At 66.0% G+C, this 22,124-nt stretch carries 19 protein-coding genes and 1 tRNA gene; 10 read left to right on the top strand and 10 right to left on the bottom strand.

Annotated features, from left to right (window positions below; translation table 11 throughout):
• Positions 1-55: 55 nt before the first annotated feature.
• Positions 56-742: a TetR/AcrR family transcriptional regulator gene (locus GGR39_RS01395; protein ID WP_343055744.1), complete on the bottom strand. Its 687-nt coding sequence runs from the start codon at positions 740-742 to the stop codon at positions 56-58.
• Positions 743-765: 23 nt separating this feature from the next.
• On the opposite strand from GGR39_RS01395, the gene GGR39_RS01390 reads away from it, so the two are divergent.
• The 4 genes from GGR39_RS01390 to GGR39_RS01375 are packed head-to-tail and all read left to right on the top strand — an operon-like array spanning position 766 to position 7,012.
• Complete coding sequence (locus tag GGR39_RS01390; protein WP_246388180.1) at positions 766-1,980, top strand: efflux RND transporter periplasmic adaptor subunit; 1,215 nt, start codon at positions 766-768, stop codon at positions 1,978-1,980.
• 6 nt (positions 1,981-1,986) lie between these two features.
• Positions 1,987-5,184: an efflux RND transporter permease subunit gene (locus GGR39_RS01385; protein WP_183615558.1), complete on the top strand. Its 3,198-nt coding sequence runs from the start codon at positions 1,987-1,989 to the stop codon at positions 5,182-5,184.
• Between the two features lie 3 nt (positions 5,185-5,187).
• Positions 5,188-6,678, top strand: coding sequence for an efflux transporter outer membrane subunit (locus tag GGR39_RS01380; protein ID WP_183615557.1), 1,491 nt, complete (start codon positions 5,188-5,190; stop codon positions 6,676-6,678).
• A 58-nt stretch (positions 6,679-6,736) separates the two neighbouring features.
• Positions 6,737-7,012 (top strand): hypothetical protein, encoded by a 276-nt coding sequence (locus GGR39_RS01375; protein ID WP_058736298.1) that lies wholly within the window; start codon positions 6,737-6,739, stop codon positions 7,010-7,012.
• A gap of 220 nt (positions 7,013-7,232) precedes the next feature.
• Here GGR39_RS01375 and GGR39_RS01370 read toward each other — a convergent pair.
• Positions 7,233-7,307 (bottom strand) — tRNA-Gly (locus tag GGR39_RS01370).
• 218 nt (positions 7,308-7,525) lie between these two features.
• Here GGR39_RS01370 and GGR39_RS01365 point away from each other — a divergent pair.
• Positions 7,526-8,425 (top strand): tetratricopeptide repeat protein, encoded by a 900-nt coding sequence (locus GGR39_RS01365; protein ID WP_183615556.1) that lies wholly within the window; start codon positions 7,526-7,528, stop codon positions 8,423-8,425.
• 5 nt (positions 8,426-8,430) lie between these two features.
• Positions 8,431-9,042: an LON peptidase substrate-binding domain-containing protein gene (locus GGR39_RS01360; RefSeq protein ID WP_058736296.1), complete on the top strand. Its 612-nt coding sequence runs from the start codon at positions 8,431-8,433 to the stop codon at positions 9,040-9,042.
• A 25-nt stretch (positions 9,043-9,067) separates the two neighbouring features.
• Here GGR39_RS01360 and GGR39_RS01355 read toward each other — a convergent pair whose 3' ends face one another.
• From GGR39_RS01355 to GGR39_RS01340, 4 genes are read right to left on the bottom strand one after another with little or no spacing between them, the layout of a single operon-like run.
• Entirely contained in the window at positions 9,068-9,712 is a 645-nt protein-coding gene (locus GGR39_RS01355) for a MarC family protein (protein WP_183615554.1), read from the bottom strand.
• Positions 9,709-10,443 (bottom strand): Cif family virulence factor, encoded by a 735-nt coding sequence (locus tag GGR39_RS01350; protein WP_343055743.1) that lies wholly within the window; start codon positions 10,441-10,443, stop codon positions 9,709-9,711. The genes GGR39_RS01355 and GGR39_RS01350 overlap by 4 nt, the downstream gene beginning before the upstream one ends.
• Positions 10,440-11,345 (bottom strand): bifunctional methylenetetrahydrofolate dehydrogenase/methenyltetrahydrofolate cyclohydrolase FolD, encoded by a 906-nt coding sequence (folD, locus tag GGR39_RS01345; protein WP_425490573.1) that lies wholly within the window; start codon positions 11,343-11,345, stop codon positions 10,440-10,442. Before folD ends, GGR39_RS01350 begins: the two co-directional genes overlap by 4 nt.
• Before the next feature lie 2 nt (positions 11,346-11,347).
• Entirely contained in the window at positions 11,348-11,653 is a 306-nt protein-coding gene (locus GGR39_RS01340) for a YggT family protein (RefSeq protein WP_058736364.1), read from the bottom strand.
• Between the two features lie 160 nt (positions 11,654-11,813).
• Between GGR39_RS01340 and GGR39_RS01335 the strand changes: the two genes are divergently transcribed.
• From GGR39_RS01335 to GGR39_RS01325, 3 genes are all read left to right on the top strand, one after another.
• Positions 11,814-14,264, top strand: a complete 2,451-nt coding sequence (locus GGR39_RS01335) for a DUF3772 domain-containing protein (protein WP_246388179.1) — start codon at positions 11,814-11,816, stop codon at positions 14,262-14,264.
• Between the two features lie 26 nt (positions 14,265-14,290).
• Positions 14,291-15,244: a glycoside hydrolase family protein gene (locus GGR39_RS01330; RefSeq protein WP_183615553.1), complete on the top strand. Its 954-nt coding sequence runs from the start codon at positions 14,291-14,293 to the stop codon at positions 15,242-15,244.
• Between the two features lie 158 nt (positions 15,245-15,402).
• The gene (locus GGR39_RS01325) at positions 15,403-17,157 is read left to right on the top strand and encodes a DEAD/DEAH box helicase (RefSeq protein WP_183615552.1); all 1,755 of its coding nucleotides are present in this window, start codon (positions 15,403-15,405) and stop codon (positions 17,155-17,157) included.
• 109 nt (positions 17,158-17,266) lie between these two features.
• Here the strand turns inward: GGR39_RS01325 and GGR39_RS01320 are convergent, their stop codons facing one another.
• Genes GGR39_RS01320 through GGR39_RS01310 form a run of 3 tightly spaced genes read right to left on the bottom strand, consistent with a single transcriptional unit; the run spans position 17,267 to position 20,240 of the window.
• Positions 17,267-18,559, bottom strand: a complete 1,293-nt coding sequence (locus GGR39_RS01320; RefSeq protein ID WP_183615551.1) for an NAD(P)/FAD-dependent oxidoreductase — start codon at positions 18,557-18,559, stop codon at positions 17,267-17,269.
• A gap of 14 nt (positions 18,560-18,573) precedes the next feature.
• Positions 18,574-18,996 (bottom strand): Rid family hydrolase, encoded by a 423-nt coding sequence (locus GGR39_RS01315; protein ID WP_183615550.1) that lies wholly within the window; start codon positions 18,994-18,996, stop codon positions 18,574-18,576.
• A gap of 50 nt (positions 18,997-19,046) precedes the next feature.
• Entirely contained in the window at positions 19,047-20,240 is a 1,194-nt protein-coding gene (locus GGR39_RS01310) for an ornithine cyclodeaminase family protein (RefSeq protein ID WP_246388178.1), read from the bottom strand.
• A 238-nt stretch (positions 20,241-20,478) separates the two neighbouring features.
• Between GGR39_RS01310 and qhpR the strand changes: the two genes are divergently transcribed.
• The gene (qhpR, locus tag GGR39_RS01305) at positions 20,479-21,558 is read left to right on the top strand and encodes an AraC-like transcriptional regulator QhpR (protein ID WP_288415569.1); all 1,080 of its coding nucleotides are present in this window, start codon (positions 20,479-20,481) and stop codon (positions 21,556-21,558) included.
• Between the two features lie 37 nt (positions 21,559-21,595).
• Here qhpR and GGR39_RS01300 read toward each other — a convergent pair whose 3' ends face one another.
• Positions 21,596-22,096, bottom strand: coding sequence for a DUF6644 family protein (locus GGR39_RS01300; protein WP_183615549.1), 501 nt, complete (start codon positions 22,094-22,096; stop codon positions 21,596-21,598).
• Between the last annotated feature and the right edge of the window lie 28 nt (positions 22,097-22,124).

Raw genomic sequence — 22,124 nt, 5'->3', positions numbered from 1 at the left:
ATCGTCCAACCGAGCCATTCCTTGGACGATCTGACCTTTCGTACAGGGATACTTGCTATTCAGCAAATTCCCATCGCGTGATTTCTTCATCTACCCAGCAAATGATTCGCGCGATGATCGCCGGGTCGCGCGGCAATCTCAGTAGATCACGGTGCAGCAGCGCGCCCGAAGCGGTCAGGATGCCATCGGCGACAGCAAACCGAGCTTCCTGTTTGCCTTCTCCGGGGAGGACGAGCCTGGCAGCCTCGGCGATGTTGTTGAGAAAGCGATCGTTGGTCGTCTGGACGATCTGCAGGATACGCGGATTTCGCCCTGCTTCCGAGAGGATGTCGGCGAGAATCGCCAGGGCGTCCGGATCGATCGGGGAAGACACGAAGTTATGGACCCAGGATTTAAAGCGATCCCGATCCGATGACAATGTAGGATCGGCCAATTCCTGATCGTTCATGATCTGGTCGAAATCACGGCAGACGATTGCCGCGATGATATCCTCCTTGCCGGAGAAATCACGGTAGATCTGGCCGACCAAGACACCGGAAACCTTGGCGATTTCGGCCATGCCGGTGCCATGGAAACCATTCTTGGCAAAGAGCGTTCTTGCTGCGCTGATGATCGCCTCTTTGCGCTCCTCCGCGGTTCTCCTGGGTGCCGTGCCGGTCTTTGCATTCGATCCAGTCATTCCATCCCCTCTTGACGGTCTGCATTGTTCGCAGTAGCAGCATGTGAGTGAACGATCATTCACATGCTGTCAATGGAATTCGCCGGATGCCCATGCGCCCTCTTCACCGTGCCGCTCCCCTTGCCCTCGCACTGATCCTTATGGGCGGTTGCGGGAAGAAGGAGGAGGCGCCGGCCGCGCCGCCCACTCCCGAAGTCTCGGTCCTGTCCGTGCGGCCCCAAGCCGCCACGCTGACGGTGACCCTGCCCGGACGGACCACGGCCTACGAAACGTCTGAAGTGCGTCCGCAGGTAAACGGACTGATCGTGGCGCGGCTGTTCCAGGAAGGCGATACGGTGCGCCAGGGCCAGCCGCTCTATCGTATCGATCCGCAGCCCTACATCCAGCAAGTGGCCAGTGCGCGCGCCGCTTTGGCGCGGGCCAGGGCCTCGATCGCATCCAGCGCAGCCTTGCAGCGCCGCTATGGCGAGCTGGTGCGGATCAACGCCATTTCCCGGCAGGAATACGATAACGCCATCACCAGCGCGCAGCAGGCTCGCGCCGACGTCGCCGCGCAGCAGGCCGCGTTGCGCAGTGCCGAGATCGACTTGTCGCGCACGACGATCAAGGCGCCCATCTCCGGCCGCATCGGCCGCAGCCTGGTCACCACCGGGGCACTGGCGACGGCAGGCCAGCAGACCGCGCTCGTTACCATTCAGCGGATGGACCCGATCTACGTCGATGTCCCTCAGTCCAGCGAGGACCTGCTTCGGCTGCGCCAGCGGCTGCTGGCCGGTTCGCTGGCACGCGGCGGAGAGGCGGCGCGCGTGCGGTTGCGGCTGGAGGACGGCACGATCTACCCGATCGAAGGACGCATGCAGTTCGCCGATGTCAGTGTCGATCCGGCAACGGGCACACAGACGATCCGGGCTGTGTTCCCCAACCCGCGCGCCTTGCTGCTGCCGGGCATGTTCGTGCGTGCAGAGCTGATCGAAGGCGTACAGGGCGATGCCATCCTGATCCCGCAGCGTGCCGTGACGCGTAACGAAAAGGGTGATCCGGTGGTGATGGTCGTCGGGCGCGATAACAAGGCGGCACAGCGCACGCTCAAGACGGACCGGGTGATCGGCAATAATTGGCTGGTCACCGGCGGGCTGATGCAGGGAGACCGGATCATCATCGAAGGCGGCGGCGCGATGCTGCGCCCGGGATCGCCCGTGAAGGCGGTTCCCTGGCGCGATCCGCAAGCCGGCGGCAAGCCCGCTGGCCAGCAGCCGGCTGCCAGCGCGGCAGCGGCCCCGGCCCCGGCTGCGACGAAGTAGCCCGCCATGTCACGTTTCTTCATTGACCGGCCCATCTTCGCATGGGTCATCGCCGTCCTGTTGATGCTGGCGGGTATCCTCGCCATCCGCACTCTGCCGATCGCCCAGTTCCCGACGATCGCCGCGCCCACGGTCACGGTGAACGCCACCTATCCCGGCGCAGATGCACAGACGCTGGAGAACACGACCACGCAGGTCATCGAGCAGCAGCTCAAGGGCATCGACAACCTGCGCTATTTCGCGTCGAATTCCGCCTCGTCGGGCAATCTGACGATCACGCTGACGTTCGAGCAAGGCACCGATCCCGACATCGCGCAGGTCCAGGTTCAGAACAAGCTGCAGGCGGCCACGCCGCTGCTGCCGCAGGAAGTGCAGCAGCAGGGCCTGCGCGTGGCGAAGTCCTCGGCCAGTTTCCTTATGGTCGTGGGCCTCTATTCCACGGACGGCACGCATTCGGGTGAGGACATCGCCGACCTTATCGCATCGCGCGTCATCGATCCGGTCAGCCGCATCACCGGCGTGGGTGAAGTTCAATCCTTCGGCTCACAATATGCGATGCGGGTCTGGGTCGATCCAATAAAGCTCAACGCCTACCAGCTGACCATGGCCGACGTGACGCAGGCGTTGCGCGCGCAAAACGCGCAGGTTTCCGCCGGTCAGCTAGGCGCGCAGCCTGCGCCCAAGGAGCAGATGCTGAACGCGACCGTCTCGGTCCAGTCCCGCCTGCAAACCGCCGAGGAATTCGGCGCGATCCGCCTGAAGAGCGCAGAGAACGGCGCGATCGTGCGCTTGTCCGATGTTGCCCGCATCAGGCTGGGTTCGGAAGTCTACGGCTTTGATCTCAGTTCCAGTGGCAGGCCGGCGAGCGGCTTTGCCGTCAACCTCGCCCCCGGTGCGAACGCGCTCGACACAGTGGTGAAGGTGAAGGATGAGCTCGCCACCTTGTCGAAGACGTTCCCGTCGGACGTCAAAGTCTCTTATCCGTTCGACACCACGCCCTTCGTGCGGCTTTCGGTCGAGCAGGTGATCCACACCCTGATCGAGGCGGTCGTCCTGGTCTTTCTCGTCATGTTCCTGTTCCTGCAGAACTGGCGCGCGACACTGATCCCCACGATCGCCGTCCCGGTGGTTTTGCTCGGCACTTTCGCGGTGATGGCGCTGGCGGGCTATTCGATCAACACGCTGACCTTGTTCGGCATGGTGCTGGCCATCGGCCTCTTGGTCGACGATGCGATCGTCGTGGTCGAGAACGTGGAGCGCCTGATCGTGGATGAGGGGCTCAGTCCCCGCAACGCCGCGCGCAAATCGATGGACGAGATCAGCAGCGCGCTGGTCGGCATCGGCCTGGTGCTCTCGGCTGTGTTCCTGCCGATGGCGTTCTTCGGTGGTTCCACCGGCGTCATCTACCGCCAGTTCTCTTTGACGATCGTCACCGCCATGGTGCTGTCGGTGCTGGTGGCCCTGATCCTGACGCCGGCGTTGTGCGCCACGATCCTCAAGCCCCACGATCCCCACAAGGCGGAGGGCAACGGCCTGCTGGCCCGCTTCTTCCGCTGGTTCAACGACAAGTTCGAACGCGGGACCACGGCTTACGTGCGCGGCGTGAAGCGCACCGCGCGCGGCTGGAAACGCTCGATGCTGGCCTTCGCGCTGATCGTGGGCGGCGTGGGCTTCCTGTTCTGGCAATTGCCGTCGGGCTTCCTGCCGGATGAGGACCAGGGCTCATTGTTCACCGTGGTGCAGGCCCCATCGGGCGCCACTACGCCGCGCACCGACGCAGCCTTGAGGAAGATCGAGCAATTCCTCAGCAAGGACCCCGCTGTCGATTCGGTGTTCGCGCTGAACGGCTTCAGCTTCTCCGGCCAGGGCCAGAACACCGCGCAGGTCTTCATCGGGATGAAGGACTGGTCCGAGCGTGAGGGGAAAGAGAACAGCGCCCAGGCGCTCGCCGACCGGATGAACAAGCAGTTCGCCGGTTACAAGGACGCGATGATCTTCACCCTGGTGCCCCCGGCGGTGCAGGAGCTGGGCAATGCCACCGGGTTCGACCTTCAGCTGGTGGACACCGGCAATATCGGCCATGCCAAGCTCACCGCGATCCGCGACCAGATGCTGGGTATGGCCGCTCAGAACAAGGACCTGACGCAGGTTCGCCCGGTCAGCCTGGAAGACGCGCCCCAGCTGAAGATCACGATCGACCAGGACAAGGCGCGCGCGCTGGGTGTCGACTTGAGCGAAGCCAGCTCCACGATCGCGACTGCCTGGGGCGGCACTTACGTGAACGACTTCATCGATCGCGGCCGCGTGAAGCGGGTCTACGTGCAAGCCGATGCGCCCTATCGCCTGCAGCCGGACGATCTCAACAAGTTCTATGTGCGCGGCGCCAACGGCCAGATGGTGCCTTATAGCGCTTTCACCGATCTTTCCTGGACTCTGGCGCCGCTGCAGCTGACCCGGTTCAACGGCCGCCCGGCAATGCAGATCCAAGGTGCCTCCGCGCCCGGAATCAGCTCGGGTGAGGCGATGAAGGCGATGGAGCAGATCCACGAGAAACTGCCGTCGGGAACGAGCCTGGAATGGTCCGGCCTCTCGTATGAAGAGCGGCTGTCGGGCGGACAGGCCCCGGCACTCTACGCGCTGTCGCTGCTGATCGTGTTCCTGTGCCTTGCCGCGCTGTATGAAAGCTGGACGGTGCCGCTGTCAGTCATCCTGGTCGTGCCGCTGGGCGTGATCGGTGCGCTGGCAGCTGCGGCGCTGACCGGGTTGAACAACGATATCTACCTGCAAGTCGGCCTGATCACCACGATCGGCGTCTCGGCCAAGAACGCGATCCTGATCGTGGAATTCGCCGAAGAGCGCGTGCTGGGCGGGATGAGACCATTCCAGGCGGCAGTGGAAGCGGCCAAGCTGCGCTTGCGCCCGATCCTGATGACCAGCCTTGCCTTCATCTTCGGCGTGTTGCCGCTGGCGATCTCCACCGGCGCGGGTGCGGGTGGCCAGAACGCGATCGGTCGCGCTGTGGTGGGCGGCATGTTGACCGCCACGATCTTCGCGATCTTCCTGGTGCCGATGTTCTTCGTAGTCGTTCTGCGCCTGTTCGGTCGGAATAAGCCGAAGGATGAGGCGCAGGAGCATGAGGACGAAGATACCCGGCCCCGGAACGCCGACCGGCCCGAAGACGATACAGCCCCGCAGGGAGCCTGAGCCATGAAGACCACTCTTGTCGCGCTGCTCGTCGGTGCCTCCTTGCTGGGCGGCTGCAACCTTGCGCCCAAGTACATCCGCCCCGCTGGCGCCGCGCCCGAATCGTTCCCCCAGGGCGGCGCCTATCCTGCGCCCCGTCCGGCCGCGCCGGCGGACATCGCACTTGTCGGCTGGCGGGACTTCTTCAGCGATCCGCGTCTGGCCAGCGTGATCGAAACCGGTCTGGCCAACAACCGTGACTTGCGGATCGCGGCGGCCAACGTGTTGCAGGCACGCGCGCAGTTTCGCGCCCAGCGGGCCAACCAGCTCCCCGCGGTGAACGCCAGCGGCAGCGCGACCTATACCAACTTCCCGCAAGGCGCGATCGGCGGCGGCGCGGGCGCCGGAACGGGCGGCGGTGCGGTCGGTGGTGGTGTCGGCGGCGGCGCGGGCGGTGTCGTGGGCGGGAACACGGCAACCTCGACGGACATTTCCATCTACTCCGCCAACGTCGGCATTTCGGCCTTCGAACTCGACCTGTTCGGGCGATTGCAGAACCTCAGCCGCGCCGCGCAGGAGCAGTACTTCGCCACGGAAGAGGCGGCTCGCACCGCCCGTATCAGCCTGATCGCCGAGATCGGTACTGCGTGGACGACGATGGCGTCCGATCAGGAACAGCTACGGATCGCGCGCGAAACCCTCAAGACCTTTCAGCAGACCCTGGACCTGACGCGGGCGCAATTCCGCATTGGTGTCGCGTCCGAGCTGGAGAGCCGCCAGGCTGAGACAAATTTCGAAGGCGCGCGCAGCGATGTCGCGACCCTGACGGCTCGCATCGCGCAAGATCAGAACGCGCTGAACCTGCTGGTCGGTACCACTGTCCCCGCGGAGCTGCTGCCCGGACCGTTGGGCGCAGGAGACGTCACGCGCGATTCGCTGCCGTCCGATCTGTCCTCCGCCGTCCTGCTCAAGCGGCCGGACGTACTACAGGCCGAACATCAGCTGATTGCACAGAACGCCAATATCGGCGCGGCGCGGGCGGCGTTCTTCCCGCAGATTTCGCTGACCGGTACGCTGGGCACGATCGGCACGGCGCTGGGCAATCTGTTCCGCTCCGGCAGCTACACCTACAACGCCGCGCCCTCGATCGGGCTGCCCATCTTCGATGGTGGCCGCAATCGCGCGAATCTGGATTATGCCAAGGCATCGCAGCAGGCCGCCGTCGCGACGTACGAAAAAACTATCCAGACGGCGTTTCGCGAAGTGGCCGATGCTTTGGCGCAGCGCGGCACGATCGTGCAGCAGATTGATGCACAGTCCCGCCGCACCGAGGCCGCCAGAGTAGCCGCTCGTCTATCGGAAGCACGGTATCGCGCAGGCGTAGACAGTTTCCTGACGTCGCTGGATGCGCAGCGGTCATCCTATGCTGCACAGCAGCAATTAGCCTCCGCACGACTGGCGCGTATCACCAATCTGATAGAACTCTATCGCTCTCTAGGCGGCGGATTGCAGTGAGCGCTTTGCATCTTCATGCGTTTAGCATACTATCCAAAAAAAATATGGAGAGTGTGCAATGCCTAATTATGATGCGCTGCGCGAAGATGGGACCGACAACGGCGATAAGAGCCTGGTGATTTTGCAGAGCCTGTTGTGCCTGTTGCGTGAAAAGAACCTGCTGAGCCGCGCCGATATCGAAGACCTGTGTGAGCGCGTCGAGACGCGTGCCCGCGAATCGGCTTCGGGCCCATTCCCCTGCTGCCCCACCAGCGCCAGCGCGGCGGCTTCGGAAATGGCCAAGATCGGCACCTTCATCGGCAACTACTATGGCGGCAAGCACCGCCGCATGTGATCCGGGCCCGGCGCGGACCTTACGCGCCGGAGAGGGCTGATCGAATGGGGCGGCCTGATGATAGCCGCCCGTGCCGCTAATAACCTGACGGCTTGGCGAAGCGCGGATGCAAAGCAATTTACCCGCTTGAGCGGTCCGGGCTGGGCCCGCTAGGCATCGATCTTTTGATCTGGAAAAACCCCTCGTTCGGGCCGCTTACGCGACGCCCGAAACGACGGTCTGGAGCGGGCGAAGGGATTCGAACCCTCGACCCCAACCTTGGCAAGGTTGTGCTCTACCACTGAGCTACGCCCGCTCGGACGTTTACGACCCATCGCCAAATTGGCGGGTGGGCCGGGGTGAGGCGCGCCATTAGCAACGCCGCGTCAGGGCTGCAACCCCAAAAAGCAACTTCTGCGACAAACAGCCGCACCCATGCCGATCGCCCCGAATTCACCCTTCACAAACCGCCCCCGGATCGCGATCTAACCTGAAACAGTACGCGACGTTGTGGGAGCACCGACTTTGGCTAGCATGGGCCTCAATCTTGAAGAGCAGAAGGCCGTGGATCGGTTCCGGCAGGACGTTGTCGAACCGTCCATGACCAAGCTGGTGATCCTGGATTTCTGGGCGGAATGGTGCGGGCCCTGCAAGGCGCTGACGCCGGTGCTGGAAAAGATCGCCGCCGAATATGCCGATAAGGGCGTGGTGCTGGCCAAGGTGAACGTGGACGAGGAGGCTTTCATCGCCTCGCAGTTCCAGGTCCGCTCGATCCCCACGGTCTATGCCCTGTTCCAAGGCCAACCTGTGGCCGATCTGACCAACGCGCGCTCCGAATCGCAGCTGCGCGGCGTGATCGATCAGCTGCTGGCGAAACTGCCGATCCAGGCGGGCGATGCGCCTGCCGCCGATATCGCGCCGCTGCTGGCGATGGGTGAGGAGGTTCTGGCTGAGGGCGATGGCGAGCGCGCCGCAGGTATCTTCGCGCAGATCGTCGAACTCGCGCCCGAGAATGCCGAGGCCCATGGTGGCCTGTTGCGCGCTCTGATCCTGGCCGGGCATCTGGACGAGGCGGAGGCCGCGCTGGCCGCGCTTGACCCCGCGCTGTCCGGCGATCCCGTGATCGAACGCGCGCGCACCGCGCTGGCCCTGGCCAAGGACAAGCCCGATGATGGCGAACTGGCCGCGCTGCGCGCTGCGGCGGCGGAGCGCCCCGGAGACATGGATGCGCAGCTGGCTTACGCCGGGGCCGCCTTCGCGGCGGGAGAGCGGGACGAAGCCGCGCAGAAGCTGCTGGCTATGATCCAGGCCGATCGCGAATGGAACGAGGGCGCCGCCAAGGCCAAGCTGCTGCAGATGTTCGAGGCTATCGGCCTGGAAGATCCGTGGGTGGCGGCAACCCGCCGCAAGCTTTCCACGATCCTGTTCGGCTGAGCATCGTGGCGCGCGTTTCCATCTTTCCCTTGTCCGGCGCCTTGCTTTACCCGGGGCTGCAATTGCCGCTGCACATCTTCGAACCGCGCTATCGGGCGCTGATCAGCGATGCGCTGGCACGCGATCGGCGCATCGGCATGGTCCAGCCGCAACGCGCGGAGGACGGCGCGCCGTTGTTCGCGATCGGTTGCCTGGGCCGGATCGGTGAGTTCGAAGCGCTGGACGACGGGCGCTACAACGTCATCCTGGAAGGCGAATCGCGCTTTCGCATCTTGCGCGAACTGGATGTCACCACCGCATTCCGGCAGGTCGAGGCCGAGCTACTGAGCGAGCCGGCCGACGGCCCGCTGGCCCCGATCGAACGCGCCAGCTTCGAGCGGGAGGCGCGACGCTTCGCCGATTCGCAAGGCTACAGTGTGAACTGGGAGCAGGTGTCGCGGCTGGATGACGTATCGCTGATCAACGGCGTATCGCAGATCGCGCCTTTCGACGCCGCCGCCAAGCAGGCGCTGCTGGAGGCCAATGGCCTTTCCGAACGTTGCGAGCTGCTGGTGCAGCTGATGCAGTTCTTCGGCCGCCGTGCGGAGGGCGATGATGACGGCGTGACCTTGCAGTAAGCAGGGCCGCCGCCGGCATCGCTCGTCAGGCGATGGCTTCGCGCAATCCGTCGATCACGTATTGCGCCGCCAGCGCCGCCAGCAGCACGCCGAGCAGGCGCGAGATCACGGCCTCCACCTGATCCCCCACCAGCCGCATCAGGGGCAGAGCGGCGATCAGCGCGACGAGCGAGAGGACCAGCACGGCCGATAGCGCGGCCAGGATCACCAGCGTGGCCTGGGTCCCTTGCGCGCGCGACATCAGCAGCATGACCGTGGCGATCGAGCCCGGACCGGCGAGCATCGGCATGGCCATCGGGAAAACCGAAACGTCGTTGATCTGCGGCGCTTCGTCCGCATGGGCGAGCACCTTTTCCGCCCGCTCGTTGCGGCGCTGCGTGCGCTTTTCGAAGACCATTTCCAGCGCGATCAGGAACAGCATGATGCCACCCGCGATGCGGAACGAATTCAGCTCGATATGCAACGCGGAAAGCAGTTTCTCGCCAAACAGCGCGAAGACGAACAGGATGCATGCGGCCATGAAGCAGGCGCGTACCGCCATGGCGCGGGCCTGCACCGGACTGGCCCCGCTGGTCAGCCCGGCAAAGATCGGGGCGCACCCCGGCGGATCGATGACGACGAAAAGGGTGACGAACGCCGAGACGAACAGGCCGAGAAGATCGGGGCTCATGCTGCGGCCTCGCACATGGCGGAGGGCTTGCCGTCGGCACCGAGAGGTGCGGCGACTTGCCTGGTCAACATTGGCGTCATCGGCTGGCCGGCGCCGCGCAGCAGGCTGATGGTGAGGGAGCGGGCACAGTTTGCATCGACGGTCACCGCCCAGTTGAGCGTGCGATCGTCGCTCCAGCCGCCGCGCGTTCCTGCGGGCAGCGCGGGTGGCGTGGCGGGATCGGGCTTGCGGCTGCGAATGCACACGCCCACGGCAGAGCCGATCATCTCGGGCGCGGGCAGCGCGGCGGACAGATCATCGCCCTGATCCATCACCCACTTGTAATCGCCCTTTTTCTGGCGCTGCCACACGGTGGTGAAATAGCCCTGCTTACCGCTGCCCTGCTGCCACGCGCCGTAACTGACGGCGAGCGATCCGTCACAGCTGAGCCAGACCTGATGCGGTTGCCAGGTGAGCGGCTGTGCAGGGTTGGTCTTTTGCGCACGCAGCCAAGTGCGCGCCACGACGGGCTGCGGCACGAACATCACCGCATCCTCGGCAGCGGTATCGCGGAAAGCGGCCCACTGGCCCTTTCGCTGCGCCAGCTGCTGGAACACGACTTCGGCGGCCACGATCTGCGCGGGGCTGGCGAAGTGCGGCTGCTGGGGCTTGGGCCTCGCCAGCGCGGGGTTGAGGCCAAGGCCCGCACCCAGCAGCCCGCAGAGCAGCGCGAGCGAGACCGTGTGTTTCACAGCGCGGTCTGGTCCAGCGCGATCCCGGCATTGCGATGCGCCGCCACCAGCGTGTTGCGCAGCAGCACAGCGATGGTCATCGGCCCGACGCCGCCCGGCACCGGCGTGATCGCGCCCGCGACCGGCAGGGCATCGGCATAATCGACATCGCCGACCAGCCGGGTCTTGCCTTCCTCGGCCCCCGGCACGCGGTTGATGCCGACGTCGATCACGGTGGCGCCCGGCTTGATCCAGCCGCCCTTCACCATTTCCGGCCGCCCGACCGCTGCGACGACGATGTCCGCACGGCGCACCACGTCCGCCAAATCCTTGGTGCGGCTATGCGCCACGGTGACGGTGCAGCTTTCCGCCAGCAGCAATTGCGCCATCGGCTTGCCGACGATGTTGGAGCGGCCGATGACCACCGCGTCCAGCCCGGAGAGCGAGCCCAGGCGGTCCTTCAGCAGCATCAGGCAGCCCAGCGGCGTGCAGGGCACGAAGCCCGGCTGGCCGACCGCGAGCCGCCCGGCATTGGTGACGTGGAACCCGTCCACATCCTTGTCGGGACTGATCGCCGCGATTACCTTTTGCTCGTCGATATGATCAGGCAGCGGCAATTGCACGAGGATGCCATCCACCGCCGGATCGGCATTCAGCCGGGCGACCATCGCCAGCAATTCGGCCTCGGACGTGTCGGCGGGCAGCTTGTGTTCGAAGCTTTCCATGCCGCTGGCCAGGGTCTGCTTGCCCTTGGAACGGACGTAAACCTGGCTGGCCGGGTCCTCCCCCACCAGCACCACGGCGAGGCCTGCCTTGCGGCCCGCCAGCTTTTCGAACGCGGCAGCGGCATCGCCCACTTGCGCGCGCAGGCTTTCGGCGAAGGCCTTGCCGTCGATCCGCTTGTCCGCGTCAGCCACGGCCACGCTCACATCGCGCCCGAGGCGGAGGCGATCGCGAGGTTTTTCAGGATGATGCGTACGATCTCCAGCCCCACGATCAGCACCAGCGGCGCGAAGTCGATCGAGCCGGTGGCCGGCATGAAGCGCCGGATCGGGCGCAGCAGCGGTTCGAGCAGGGCGTTCACGGCCTTATACACGGCCGCGACGAAATCGTTGTGGATGTTGACCACGTTGAACGAGATGAGCAGGCTCAGCACGAACTGCACGATCACCAGCATCACGATGACCGAGATGATGTAGCCGACAATCTCGAACAGGGTGAGGAAGATCAAGGGACGCCTTTCACTCAGGGCGGGATGGCCCCGCTGCCAAAGCCTGCTGATAGCCGAGCGCACCGCGTCCCGGCAAGCGGTGCCTACGCGGGACCGGCCGTGCGCTCGTTTCCACCAGCGATGGTTGCACCTTGGGGCGGGCGCTTTACATGTCGAGGCCATGGATCGCCTGTTCCGACCAGTCCTTGCGTTGATTGCCACAATGGCGCTGATCGTGGCGCTGATGCTGGGGCTGCCCGCGTCCGCCATCGCCCAGGCCGGCCCTCCGGCGGAGGTTTCGGCGCAGATTTCTCAGGCCGAGGCGGACTTGCGCAGCGCCGATCGCGCGCTGGATAACGGCGCCTCGCGGTCCGAACGCGATACCTTGCGCGCCAAGGTGACGGCGGCGCAGCAGGCGGCACGGGCGGCGGCGACCAGCCTGCAGCCCCAGCTTGACCAGATGGACGCGCGCATCAGCGGCCTGGGTCCGGTGGCGAAAGGCACGACCGAAGCGCCCGATATCCAGCGTGAGCGCAAGCGGCTGGAGCAAAGCCGCGCCGCCATCGATTCAGCGATCAAGCGCGGCCGCCTGATCGACGTGGAGGCGCAGCAGCTGATCGACGAGATCCAGCGCAACCGCGCCGAGGAACTGAACGAAGAGCTGTCCACCCGCCTGCATTCCCCGCTGACGCCCGATTTCTGGAGCGCGGTGCTGGGTGCGCTCCCGCGCGATCTGCGCCGGGTGGACACGTTTCTGCGCGATGGGGGTGAGCAGATCGCGCTGACCTGGCGGCGCGGCGTGCCCTGGCAGGCCCTGTTGGGGCTGACGCTGGGCCTGGTGCTGGCATTTCCCGCCCGGCTGAAGCTGCGCCAGATCGGCCAGCGCTATCTGATCGGCACTGCACCCGGCCATCGCATCCGCCGCTCCGGCTTCGCGCTGTGGCGGTTGCTGGTCGGCACGATCATGCCGCTGCTGGGCGCGCTGGCGCTGGCGCAAGGGGTGCGCTGGTCCAACCTGCTGCCCGCCCGGTGGGAGGAGCTGATCGACGGCTTCGTCGTGGCCAGCGGGCTTTCGGCCTTTACCGTCTCGGTGTTCGGCGCGTTGCTGATGCGCCAGCAGCCCACCTGGCGGGTCGCGCCGATCGCGGACGAGACGGCGCAGCGCCTGCGCGGGCTGATCTGGCCGCTGGCGATCATCGCCTTCGCCAGCATCCTGCTCGACAGCTTCAACCGCGCGATCGGCGCCAGCGCGGCGGCGCAACTGGCGGCCGAAGTGGTCGAAGCGCTGCTGCACGTCATCTGGATCGGTGTGTTCCTGCTGCTGCTGGGCCGCCTGCGCGCGCAGCGGGCGGAGCGGGGCGAGGCCACCGCGGGCGGCACCGGGCTGGGTGCTTTCATGCTGGTGGCCTGGGCGCTGGTGCTGGTGGCGCTGCTGGGCCTGGCGGTGGGCTACATCAGCCTCAGCTTGTTCGTGGTGCGCCTGATCATCTGGGTCGTCCTGCTCAGCGCCGCGACTTATCTGCTGATGAGCGGGGCGGACGATGTCGCCACCACCGTGTTCAGCCGCAACAGCCGCCTGGGCCTGACCCTGGTGCGCAGCGTGGGCTTGCGGCCCAGCCTGGTCGACCAGTTCGGCGTGCTGCTGTCAGGCGCGCTGCGGCTGACGCTGGCGCTGCTGACGCTGGGCCTGCTGATGACGCCATTCGGCGGTGGCGAGGGGCTGACCAGCTTGTTCGGCCGCCTGGGCGCCCTGTCGCAAGGGGTGGAGCTGGGCGGCATCGCGATTTCGCCGGGGGCGATCATCCGCTCGATGGTGGTGCTGGCGCTGGGTCTTGCCATCGTGCGCGCCTTCATGGGCTGGCTGGACGGGCGCTACCTGCCCGCCACCGACCTTGACGGCTCGGGCCGCAATTCGGTCAGCCTGGTCGCCCGCTACGTCGGCGTCGCGCTGGCCATCATCTGGGCGCTGGCGTCGCTGGGGATCGGCGTGGAGCGGATCGCGCTGCTGCTTTCGGCGCTATCGGTGGGCATTGGCTTTGGCCTGCAGGCGATCACGCAGAACTTCGTTTCGGGCCTGATCCTGCTGGCCGAACGCCCGATCAAGATCGGCGACCTGATTCGCGTGGGCACCGACGAGGGCGACGTGAAGCGCATTTCGGTGCGCTCCACCGAGATCACCCTGGCAGACCATTCCACGTTGATCGTGCCCAACTCCGAACTCATCACCAAGTCGGTTCTGAACAAGACACTGGCGAGCCCGCTGGGCCGGCTGCAGATCCAGTTCTCGGTGCCGATCGAGGTGGATGCGGACCGCGTGATCGCGATCATGAACCGTCTGTTCGAGGAAGAGGCCGCCGTGCTGGACGATCCCGCGCCGCGTGCCTTCATCGATGCGATCACGGACGGGCGCATCCTGTTCAACTGCTTCGCCCACGTGCCATCGCCCCGCGATGCCTACGGCGCGCGCAGCAATATCCTGCGCAAGCTGCTGGGCCGCTTGCGGGAGGACGGCATCGATATCGGCACGGTGGCGCAGCGGCTGGAACTGGCCCCGGGCGACTATGCCAGGTTTAGCGCGCCTAATGCGGAATTGGACTGTCCGGCGGAAGCCAAGAGCCCTGACGCACGTTAAACCGCTGCAACAAGGAATAGCAGCGGATGACCACCCTCGCCTCGATCGCCGATCCGCATCGCTCGGATAGCGTCGATCCCCAGCCGATCGCGCTGGATTTCAACGTCAAGGGGATCGAGGCCGTAACCCTGTCGGGCCCGCCCGAACTGATGCAGCGTGATCTGATGAGCCCTTATGTCTGGCGCGAGCCTGACGGGCGCTGGGGCGTGATGGTGCGCGCGGTGGTGCGTGCGGGTGAGCCGTTCACCGACACCGGGGTGATCTGGTCCGGCTGGAGCGATGACGGCCGGCACTTTGTCATGATGGACGCCCCATCCATCGTGCCGGGACCGGATGCCCACGATGCGGGCGGGGTGGAAGACCCGACGGTGGTGCGCCTGCCGGATGGATACGTGGTCTATTACTCGGGCGTTCTGGCCGATCATGCGCACGGCGAACTGTCCTACGCGCAAGGCCCTTCGCTCGATCGGTTGGAGAAAAGCGGCGTCGCGCTCGCCTCGTCCAAGTCGGAAGGCAATACCAAGGAAGCCACGGTGGAGCGCATGCTGGACGGTCGCTGGCGGCTGTTCTACGAGTATGCGGCGGACGAGGCGTCACGCATCGGGGTCGCTGTGGGAGAGGGCGTTGCTGGTCCGTGGGAAGAGCAATGCACCCCCTTCATGCCGCGCGCAAACAGTTGGGACGACTGGCATTTGTCCACCGGACCGCTGCTGACGCTGGACCCGGCGCGCCCGGTGATGTTCTACAACGGCGCTACCCGCGATGCCCGCTGGCGGATCGGCTGGGTCGCTTTCGATGCGGGCTGCACCCGCATTGTCGCGCGGGGAATCGAGCCGCTGATCACCCCGCCGCCATGCGATGATCGGACGGCCACAGACATCGCTTTCGCCGCGTCGGTGGTGGTCGCCGATGGCGCGATCTGGCTGTATTATTCGCTGGAGGACCGCAAGCTGGCGCGGGCGCTGATCCGGCAAAGCTAGGGCGTTCCCGCTCCAGACATTACGCCGCTCCGGCGCAGGCGGGAACGACGCAGGGTGGAAATGTAAAGCATTTCACCCGCGAAACCTTGTTAAAGGCCCAAGCACCGGCGCTGCGGCGCTTGCCTAGAGCGGCTTCCGGGTTCATGGGGACTGTTCTCATGACACCATCATCTGTTCCGCCGCTTCTGTCAGAAGCGCTTGCCGCGCGCGGTTATACCGCATTGACCCCCGTCCAGGCCGCCGTGCTGGAGCCGGAAGCCGAAGGCCGTGACCTGATCGTCTCGGCCCAGACCGGCTCTGGCAAGACCGTGGCCTTCGGGCTGGGCATGGCCGCCCAGCTGTTCGCAGCCGACGAATCGGGACCGGACAAGCTGCCACCCGCCGGCAAGCCGCTGGCGCTGATCATCGCCCCCACGCGCGAACTGGCCCTGCAGGTCAGCCGCGAACTCACCTGGCTTTACGCCTCGGCCGGTGCGCGCATCGCGTTCTGCGTCGGCGGCATGGACCCTTCGAAGGAGCGCCGCTCGCTTTCGCACGGCGCGCATATCGTCGTGGGCACGCCGGGCCGCCTGCGCGATCACCTGGAGCGTGGCGCGCTGGACTTGTCGGCCTTGCGCGTGGCCGTGCTCGACGAGGCGGACGAAATGCTCGACATGGGCTTCCGCGAGGATCTGGAGCAGATCCTGGACGGCACGCCGGACGAGCGCCGCACCATGCTGTTCTCGGCGACGATGCCAAAGCCGATCGCCGCGCTGGCCAAGCGGTACCAGAGAGATGCCTTGCGCATCTCCACCGTCACCGAAGCGCGCGGCCATGGCGACATCGCCTACCAGGCGGTCACCGTCTCTCCGTCCGACATCGAACATGCCGCGATCAACCTGCTGCGCCTGCACGAGGCGGACACGGCGATGCTGTTCTGCGCCACGCGGGACAACGTGCGCCACTTGCACGCGAGCCTGGTAGAGCGCGGGTTCGAGGCGGTGGCGCTTTCGGGCGAGCACAGCCAGAACGAGCGTAACGCCGCGCTGCAGGCTCTGCGCGATCGCCGCGCCCGGGTCTGCGTCGCCACCGACGTTGCCGCGCGCGGTATCGACTTGCCGACGCTGAGCCTGGTCATCCACGTCGAGGTGCCACGCGATGCCGAGACGTTGCAGCACCGCTCGGGCCGAACCGGGCGCGCGGGCAAGAAGGGCACCGCCGTGCTGATCGTGCCCTATCCGCGCCGTCGCCGGGTAGAGGGCCTGCTGCGCACCGCACGGGTCGAGGCGGAGTGGATCAGCGCGCCCACGCCGGAGGATATCCGCGCCAAGGATCGCGAACGCACCCTGGAGGCGCTGCTCGCCCCGGCCGAGTACGACGACGAGGATCGTGAGCTGGCCGCCCGCCTGTTGGCAGAGCGCAGCCCCGAGGATATCGCCGCCGCGCTGGTCCGCGCTTATCGCGCCTCCATGCCCAGCCCCGAAGAGCTGATCGAAGGCACGCCCGAAGCGCGCAAGGCCGATCAGGCGGAGCGTCATCGCCCCGGCTTCGAGGATACGGTGTGGTTCCGCATGGACATTGGCCGTCGCCAGAACGCCGATCCGCGCTGGATCCTGCCGCTCATCTGCCGCCGCGGCCACGTCACCAAGCAGGAAATCGGCGCGATCCGCATCGCCGCGACCGAGACATGGTTCCAGATTCCGCGCACGATCGCGGGCAAGTTTTCCGCCGCCGTGCAGCGCACCGCCTCCGCCGATGGCGAGGACGAAAGCGGCGTGCGCATCGAGATGGCGGAAGGCGGTCCTGGCGATACGCCGCGCCGCAGCGCCAAGACCAATGCCCGCGCTTATCGCGACGGGCCGCGCCAGGGTGGGGCTGGCAACAAGACCGGGGCTAGCAAGCCGCACCGCAAGGGCCCGCCCCGCCAACGCTGACGCCGCAAAAAAGCCGTCCGTGTCGGATAGGCTCGAAACACTTTGGCGAAAGGCTGCGGTGTTTCCAGGGCGTCCGACACGAACGGCAAGGCGGGGACAGTAAAGCGGTCTAGAACCTGTCGAAGCGGTAAGGCGCGGGGTCGACGATCGGCCGCGCGCCGGTGATGAGATCGGCCGCCAGCTGCCCGGCCGCGGGCGATGTGCCGAAGCCGTGGCCCGAAAAGCCCGAAGCCAGCGTCAAACCCGGAATCTTGGCAATCGGCGCGATCACCGGATGCGAATCGGGTGTGACATCGATCATGCCGGCCCAGCTTTGCGCCACTTGCGCATTCTTGAAGCCGGGCCATGCGGCGACGAGGTTGCGCATGGCTTCATCGTTCAGGCCCTGGTTGACGGGCGGATCGATGGTCCGCAGCTTCTCGAACGGCGAAACCTTGTTCCCGCGAGAGCGGCGACGGAGCGCGAGATCGTCGAAAAAGTCCTTGCCGATCGAAACGCGCAGGTTCGCCCACTCCTTGCGCAGCACCGGCAGGTATTTGAGGCCGATCAGCAGGTGGTCCAGCATCAGCGGGGCGAACAGCGCACCGCGTTGGGTTATCGTGTAGCCACCGTCCAGGCGCTTGCGGAAAGAAAAGTCCGGCCCGCCCAGTGCGATGTCGGTCGGGCCGTCCATCGGCGCGGTGCGCAGGACCGAGGCGACGAGCGGCAGGGTCAGCAGCGGAATGCCGTAATTGCCCAGGAACCGGCGAGACCAGACGCCGCCCGCCAGCAGCACCTGGCTGCAGCGAATCTCGCCCCGTTCGGTCACCACGCCGCTGACCGCGCCGCCCGTCAGCGACAATTCGCGGACGGCGCAATTCTCGACGATCACCGCGCCCTTGGCCATCGCGGCGGTGGCGATCGCGCTGGCGGCCAGCGTCGGTTCCGCGCGGCCGTCGCTGGGGGTGTAGAGGCCGCCAACCCATTTGCCGATGCCGCCCGGGGCCAACTTGGCGATATCGGCCGGGGTCAGCAGGCGGCTGTCGACATCCAGGCCCTTCACGGACGCCAGCCACGCCTCGTGCGCCGCCATCTGCGCTTCGTTGCGGGCGACGTACATGATGCCCGCTTGCGAATAGCCCACGTCCGCGCCCACGCGCTGGCGCATCTCGGCCCAAAGGCGATCGGACTCCTGCGCCAGCGGCAGATCGTCCCGCCCGCGTGAGGTCTTGCGGATCCAACCCAGGTTGCGCGAGGATTGCTCGCCCGCGATCCGGCCCTTTTCCAGCACGGTTACGGGAATGCCGCGCTCAGCCAGGTTCAGCGCCGCCGTTAGCCCGACGATGCCGCCGCCGATCACGACCACGGTGGTGGATGGGGGCATCGCCGGCGATGTCTGGACGGGGGTGATGACGGGGGCCATGGCGGTCGTTCGTGTCAGAGCGTGATCTGCAGTTCGCGCACGTTCGCCTTGGACGCGCCGCGATACGCGGTCACCTCGATCTCCACCTTGTATTCGGTGGAGCCGAGCGGCGGGCACGTCATCGTCAGCGTGGGATTGATGCCGCGCATCCGCTCGCCATAGGCGGTCATTACGGTTTCCACATGCTCGGGAAATTGCACGAAGACGCGCGCGGCGACGACATCGGCCAGCACCGCATCGACCGAGGCGAGCGCCGTTTCGATGTTGCTGAGCACTTGCAGGGTCTGCTCGGTCAGGTCTTCCGGGATCAGCTTGGTGCGCGGATTGCGACCGGCGGTGTTGGATACGAAGATTAGGTTGTCCACCGCGACCAGGCGGGAATAGCTGCCGTGTTCTTCGAACTTGTTGCCGGTTTTCACTTTGACGACGTCGGTCATGGGTATCCTGTCATGTCGATAAGAGGGGGTTAGGACGCGGTTAGCGCGGCTCAGCGCAGCGCCGGAGCGTCCCAGAGGTTGAGCTTCACGCCGATCCCGTCGCGCAGGGCATTGCGATAGACGATCGTGCCCCAGGCCACGTCCTCCACCGCCATGCCGCCGACCGACAGGATGATGATCTCATCGTCGTGGGTGCGGCCGGGCGTATCGCCCGCGACGATCGCGCCAAGGTCTTCAAGACTGGCCTTGTCCAGCGTGCCTTCTTCCACCAGGTCCAGGAACTTGACGCCCACGGCGGGCACGAACCGGTGGCGCGGGACGGGCAGTTCTTCCAGATAGGCTTCGTACAGGCCGGTATTGTCCAGCACCTTGCGGATATCGGGCGCGGCCATGCCATCGTCGATGTTGCAGGGCGCGGGCATCGCCAGGAACGTGCCGGGCGCCACCCACTCGCGCCGGACGGTGGGGTAGATCGAGGGATCGCCCGTCGCCACCGAGGCGCAGAAGGTGACGATATCGGAATCGCGCACGATCTCTTCGGCGGTCTCCACGGTGCGGACCGTCAGCTGCGGATAGGTTTCGGCGACCCAGGCGGTGAACGCATCGAGGTTCGCGCGGCCACGGCCCATCACCTTGATCGTCTCGATCTGCGGGCAGGTGGCCATGAACGCCTGCAGCGAAGTGCGGGCCATCACGCCGGGGCCGAGGATGCCGATGACCTTGGAATCCGGGCGCGCCAGATGCCGCGCGCCCACGCCGGGTACCGCGCCGGTGCGATAGGCGGAAAGCAGGTTGGCGGACATGAATGCCAGCGGCGCGCCGGTATCCGCATCGTTCAGCACGAACGTCAGGATGGAGCGCGGCAGGCCCTTGTCGCGGTTGGCGATGTTGGAGCCGTACCACTTCATGCCGGCGGTGCGGAACTGGCCGCCCAGATAGGCGGGCATCGCCATGAATCGGCGGTCGACCGTGGAGGTCGGCATATCGGGGAACGGCGATTCGTCCGGGAACATGACGATTGCGCCGTGCGAGTTATTGTTTCCGCCCGCCATGCGATAATCGCCGCGCCACAGCAGCGCGAACATATCCTCGATCGCATCGATGCAGGCGGCCATGTCGGTCACCCCGGCGCGGATCATGTCCGGCTCTGACAAGTAGAGGAAATCGATGCGCGGCAGCGGCGCCATGTCATCTGCGGGCGCTGTGGCATTGTGTACCATCACGGTATCGTCGGCCTGGCTCATTGGCCGGGACCTGCGGACCATGTTGCAGTCCCGATGACGATGCCGTAGCGCATGCTTGTTCTTCCCCCATAGGCTGGTGCCGGGTTCACGAAGCCTTGCGCATCCCTGGCGGTAGACGTCTGTCCCGGTGTGAAGGCGATGTCTTCGATGGGGCGCAAATCGACCATTGCAGAGCTGGTATGGGCATTTGCAAAGTCGGCCAGTGGCGAAAGGGTGTAAGAGGTTGGACCCAAATTCGGTGCCGCATCCGCAAGATGGCAGCGGGCAGGAAGAGCGCGGCGGACCTGCCGAAACGGGTGAGCAGGCGACGATCCGGCTGCTGTTCCTGCAGGCGCTGTGCAATGCCGTTCCGCCCGGTGACGGCCGGATGGACACCTTGCTGCGCGAACACGGGTTCTATCGTTCGCAATTGAATACGCCGTATGAACGCGCCCCGCTGCATCGCTATATCGCCTTGCTGGAACATGCGGCGGAGCGGCTGAAGCGCCCGAACCTGGGGCTGGAGATGGGATCGGGCTTCGGGTTGGCTGAGCTGGGCCCGTTCCAGCCGCTGCTGCGCGCCGCCGGCACCGTGCGTGCCGCGCTGGAAACCATGGCGCTGTTCCAGGGCCGCTGGCAGACCCGCACGATGCTGGAGGCCCGGTCGCAAGGCGATCATACGATCTACAGCTATCGTATCGAGGACCCGGCGATCTGGCCACGGCGGCAGGATGCGGAGTTCGTGGTCGGCGGGTTCGTCACTCTGATCCGCCAGCTGACTTCGCCCAAATGGTGCCCCGCCGAAGTCCACCTGGAACACCCGATCGCCGGGCGTGAGGACGCGCTCTCCCGGTTTTTCCGCGCGCGGGTGCTGGGCAACCAGGTGGCCAATGCGCTGGTCATCGCGGACGAGGATCTGGACCGCCCGTTCTCCGGCGCGACGCCGCAGGAAGACCTGAAGCTGAAGGCGATCCTGGAATGCCACCTGCTGGACCTGATGGGCCCGGAGACGACGGCGGCGAAGGACTTCGTGGCGCAGGCCGAGGATGCGATCATGCGCCGGCTGGGGCGCACCCACGTCGATTGCGATTCGATCGCGGCGGAACTGAACATGTCTGGCCGGTCGTTCCGGCGGCGCTTGATGGAGGAGGGCACATCGTACCGCACCATCCTGCAACGCGCCCGCCAGGCCCGTGCCCGTGCGATCCTGGAGGCACCGGACGTGCCGCTTTCCGTGGCCGCCGAGCAGCTGGGCTACTCCGACACGGCCACCTTCTCACGCGCGTTCAAGGAATGGACGGGGGTCTCTCCCGGGCGCTTTGCCCGCAAGCCGGAGTGAGGGGCGGATCGGTTGCGGATGCACCCCGCCCGCGCACTCAGAAAATCGAGAGCGTGAAGCCGATCCAGCGCCCGAAGAAGATCACCAGCACCCACAACAGCAGCGAGGATGCGCCGGCGAGCCGGGCGGCCATCGGTGGGGGCAGCGCATCATCCCATTCGACGATGCGGCGGTGCGCGGTCATGTGGAAGATCCCCATGTTGATCCCGGCGGCGACGATTGCGATCATCTTCCACTGGAACTGCGCGTTGGCGGCGTAAGCCACCGCGTTAGAGGTGAACAGCAGCGCGCCGGTGATCACCGCGCCGGCAAAGGCCACCCAGGTATAGGGCAGCAATTCCGCGATCAGCTGGCGCGCCCCGCGCCGGTGCGAGGCATAGCCCAGCAGCCGCAGGTCGACGATGCAGATCGTGCCGAACACCAGCGTGATCGCCAGCACGTGCAGCGATTCCAGCCAGGGAAAGGCGCTGGTGTTCTCGCGGATCGTGGCGGCGAGCGAGGAATCGTAAAGTTGCTGAAGAAAAATGTCCAAGGTCATGGCAGGCCCCTCTTGTTTGCTGTCGTTG

This window comes from Novosphingobium fluoreni (genome assembly GCF_014196615.1).
Lineage (GTDB): Bacteria > Pseudomonadota > Alphaproteobacteria > Sphingomonadales > Sphingomonadaceae > Novosphingobium > Novosphingobium fluoreni.
The sequence above is the reverse complement of the archived record's forward strand: the minus strand, read 5'-3'. Positions and strand labels throughout refer to the sequence as shown.

What these genes read in the sequence shown, in the direction of transcription:
- GGR39_RS01365 (WP_183615556.1), top strand. Translation starts at nt 7,526, where the DNA reads ATGGGCCTCAATCTTGAAGAGCAGAAGGCCGTGGATCGGTTCCGGCAG.
- GGR39_RS01330 (WP_183615553.1), top strand. Translation starts at nt 14,291, where the DNA reads ATGACCACCCTCGCCTCGATCGCCGATCCGCATCGCTCGGATAGCGTC.
- GGR39_RS01390 (WP_246388180.1), top strand. Translation starts at nt 766, where the DNA reads ATGCCCATGCGCCCTCTTCACCGTGCCGCTCCCCTTGCCCTCGCACTG.
- GGR39_RS01310 (WP_246388178.1), bottom strand. Translation starts at nt 20,240, where the DNA reads ATGAGCCAGGCCGACGATACCGTGATGGTACACAATGCCACAGCGCCC.
- GGR39_RS01320 (WP_183615551.1), bottom strand. Translation starts at nt 18,559, where the DNA reads ATGGCCCCCGTCATCACCCCCGTCCAGACATCGCCGGCGATGCCCCCA.
- GGR39_RS01385 (WP_183615558.1), top strand. Translation starts at nt 1,987, where the DNA reads ATGTCACGTTTCTTCATTGACCGGCCCATCTTCGCATGGGTCATCGCC.
- GGR39_RS01375 (WP_058736298.1), top strand. Translation starts at nt 6,737, where the DNA reads ATGCCTAATTATGATGCGCTGCGCGAAGATGGGACCGACAACGGCGAT.
- GGR39_RS01380 (WP_183615557.1), top strand. Translation starts at nt 5,188, where the DNA reads ATGAAGACCACTCTTGTCGCGCTGCTCGTCGGTGCCTCCTTGCTGGGC.
- GGR39_RS01355 (WP_183615554.1), bottom strand. Translation starts at nt 9,712, where the DNA reads ATGAGCCCCGATCTTCTCGGCCTGTTCGTCTCGGCGTTCGTCACCCTT.
- GGR39_RS01325 (WP_183615552.1), top strand. Translation starts at nt 15,403, where the DNA reads ATGACACCATCATCTGTTCCGCCGCTTCTGTCAGAAGCGCTTGCCGCG.
- GGR39_RS01315 (WP_183615550.1), bottom strand. Translation starts at nt 18,996, where the DNA reads ATGACCGACGTCGTCAAAGTGAAAACCGGCAACAAGTTCGAAGAACAC.
- GGR39_RS01300 (WP_183615549.1), bottom strand. Translation starts at nt 22,096, where the DNA reads ATGACCTTGGACATTTTTCTTCAGCAACTTTACGATTCCTCGCTCGCC.
- GGR39_RS01335 (WP_246388179.1), top strand. Translation starts at nt 11,814, where the DNA reads ATGGATCGCCTGTTCCGACCAGTCCTTGCGTTGATTGCCACAATGGCG.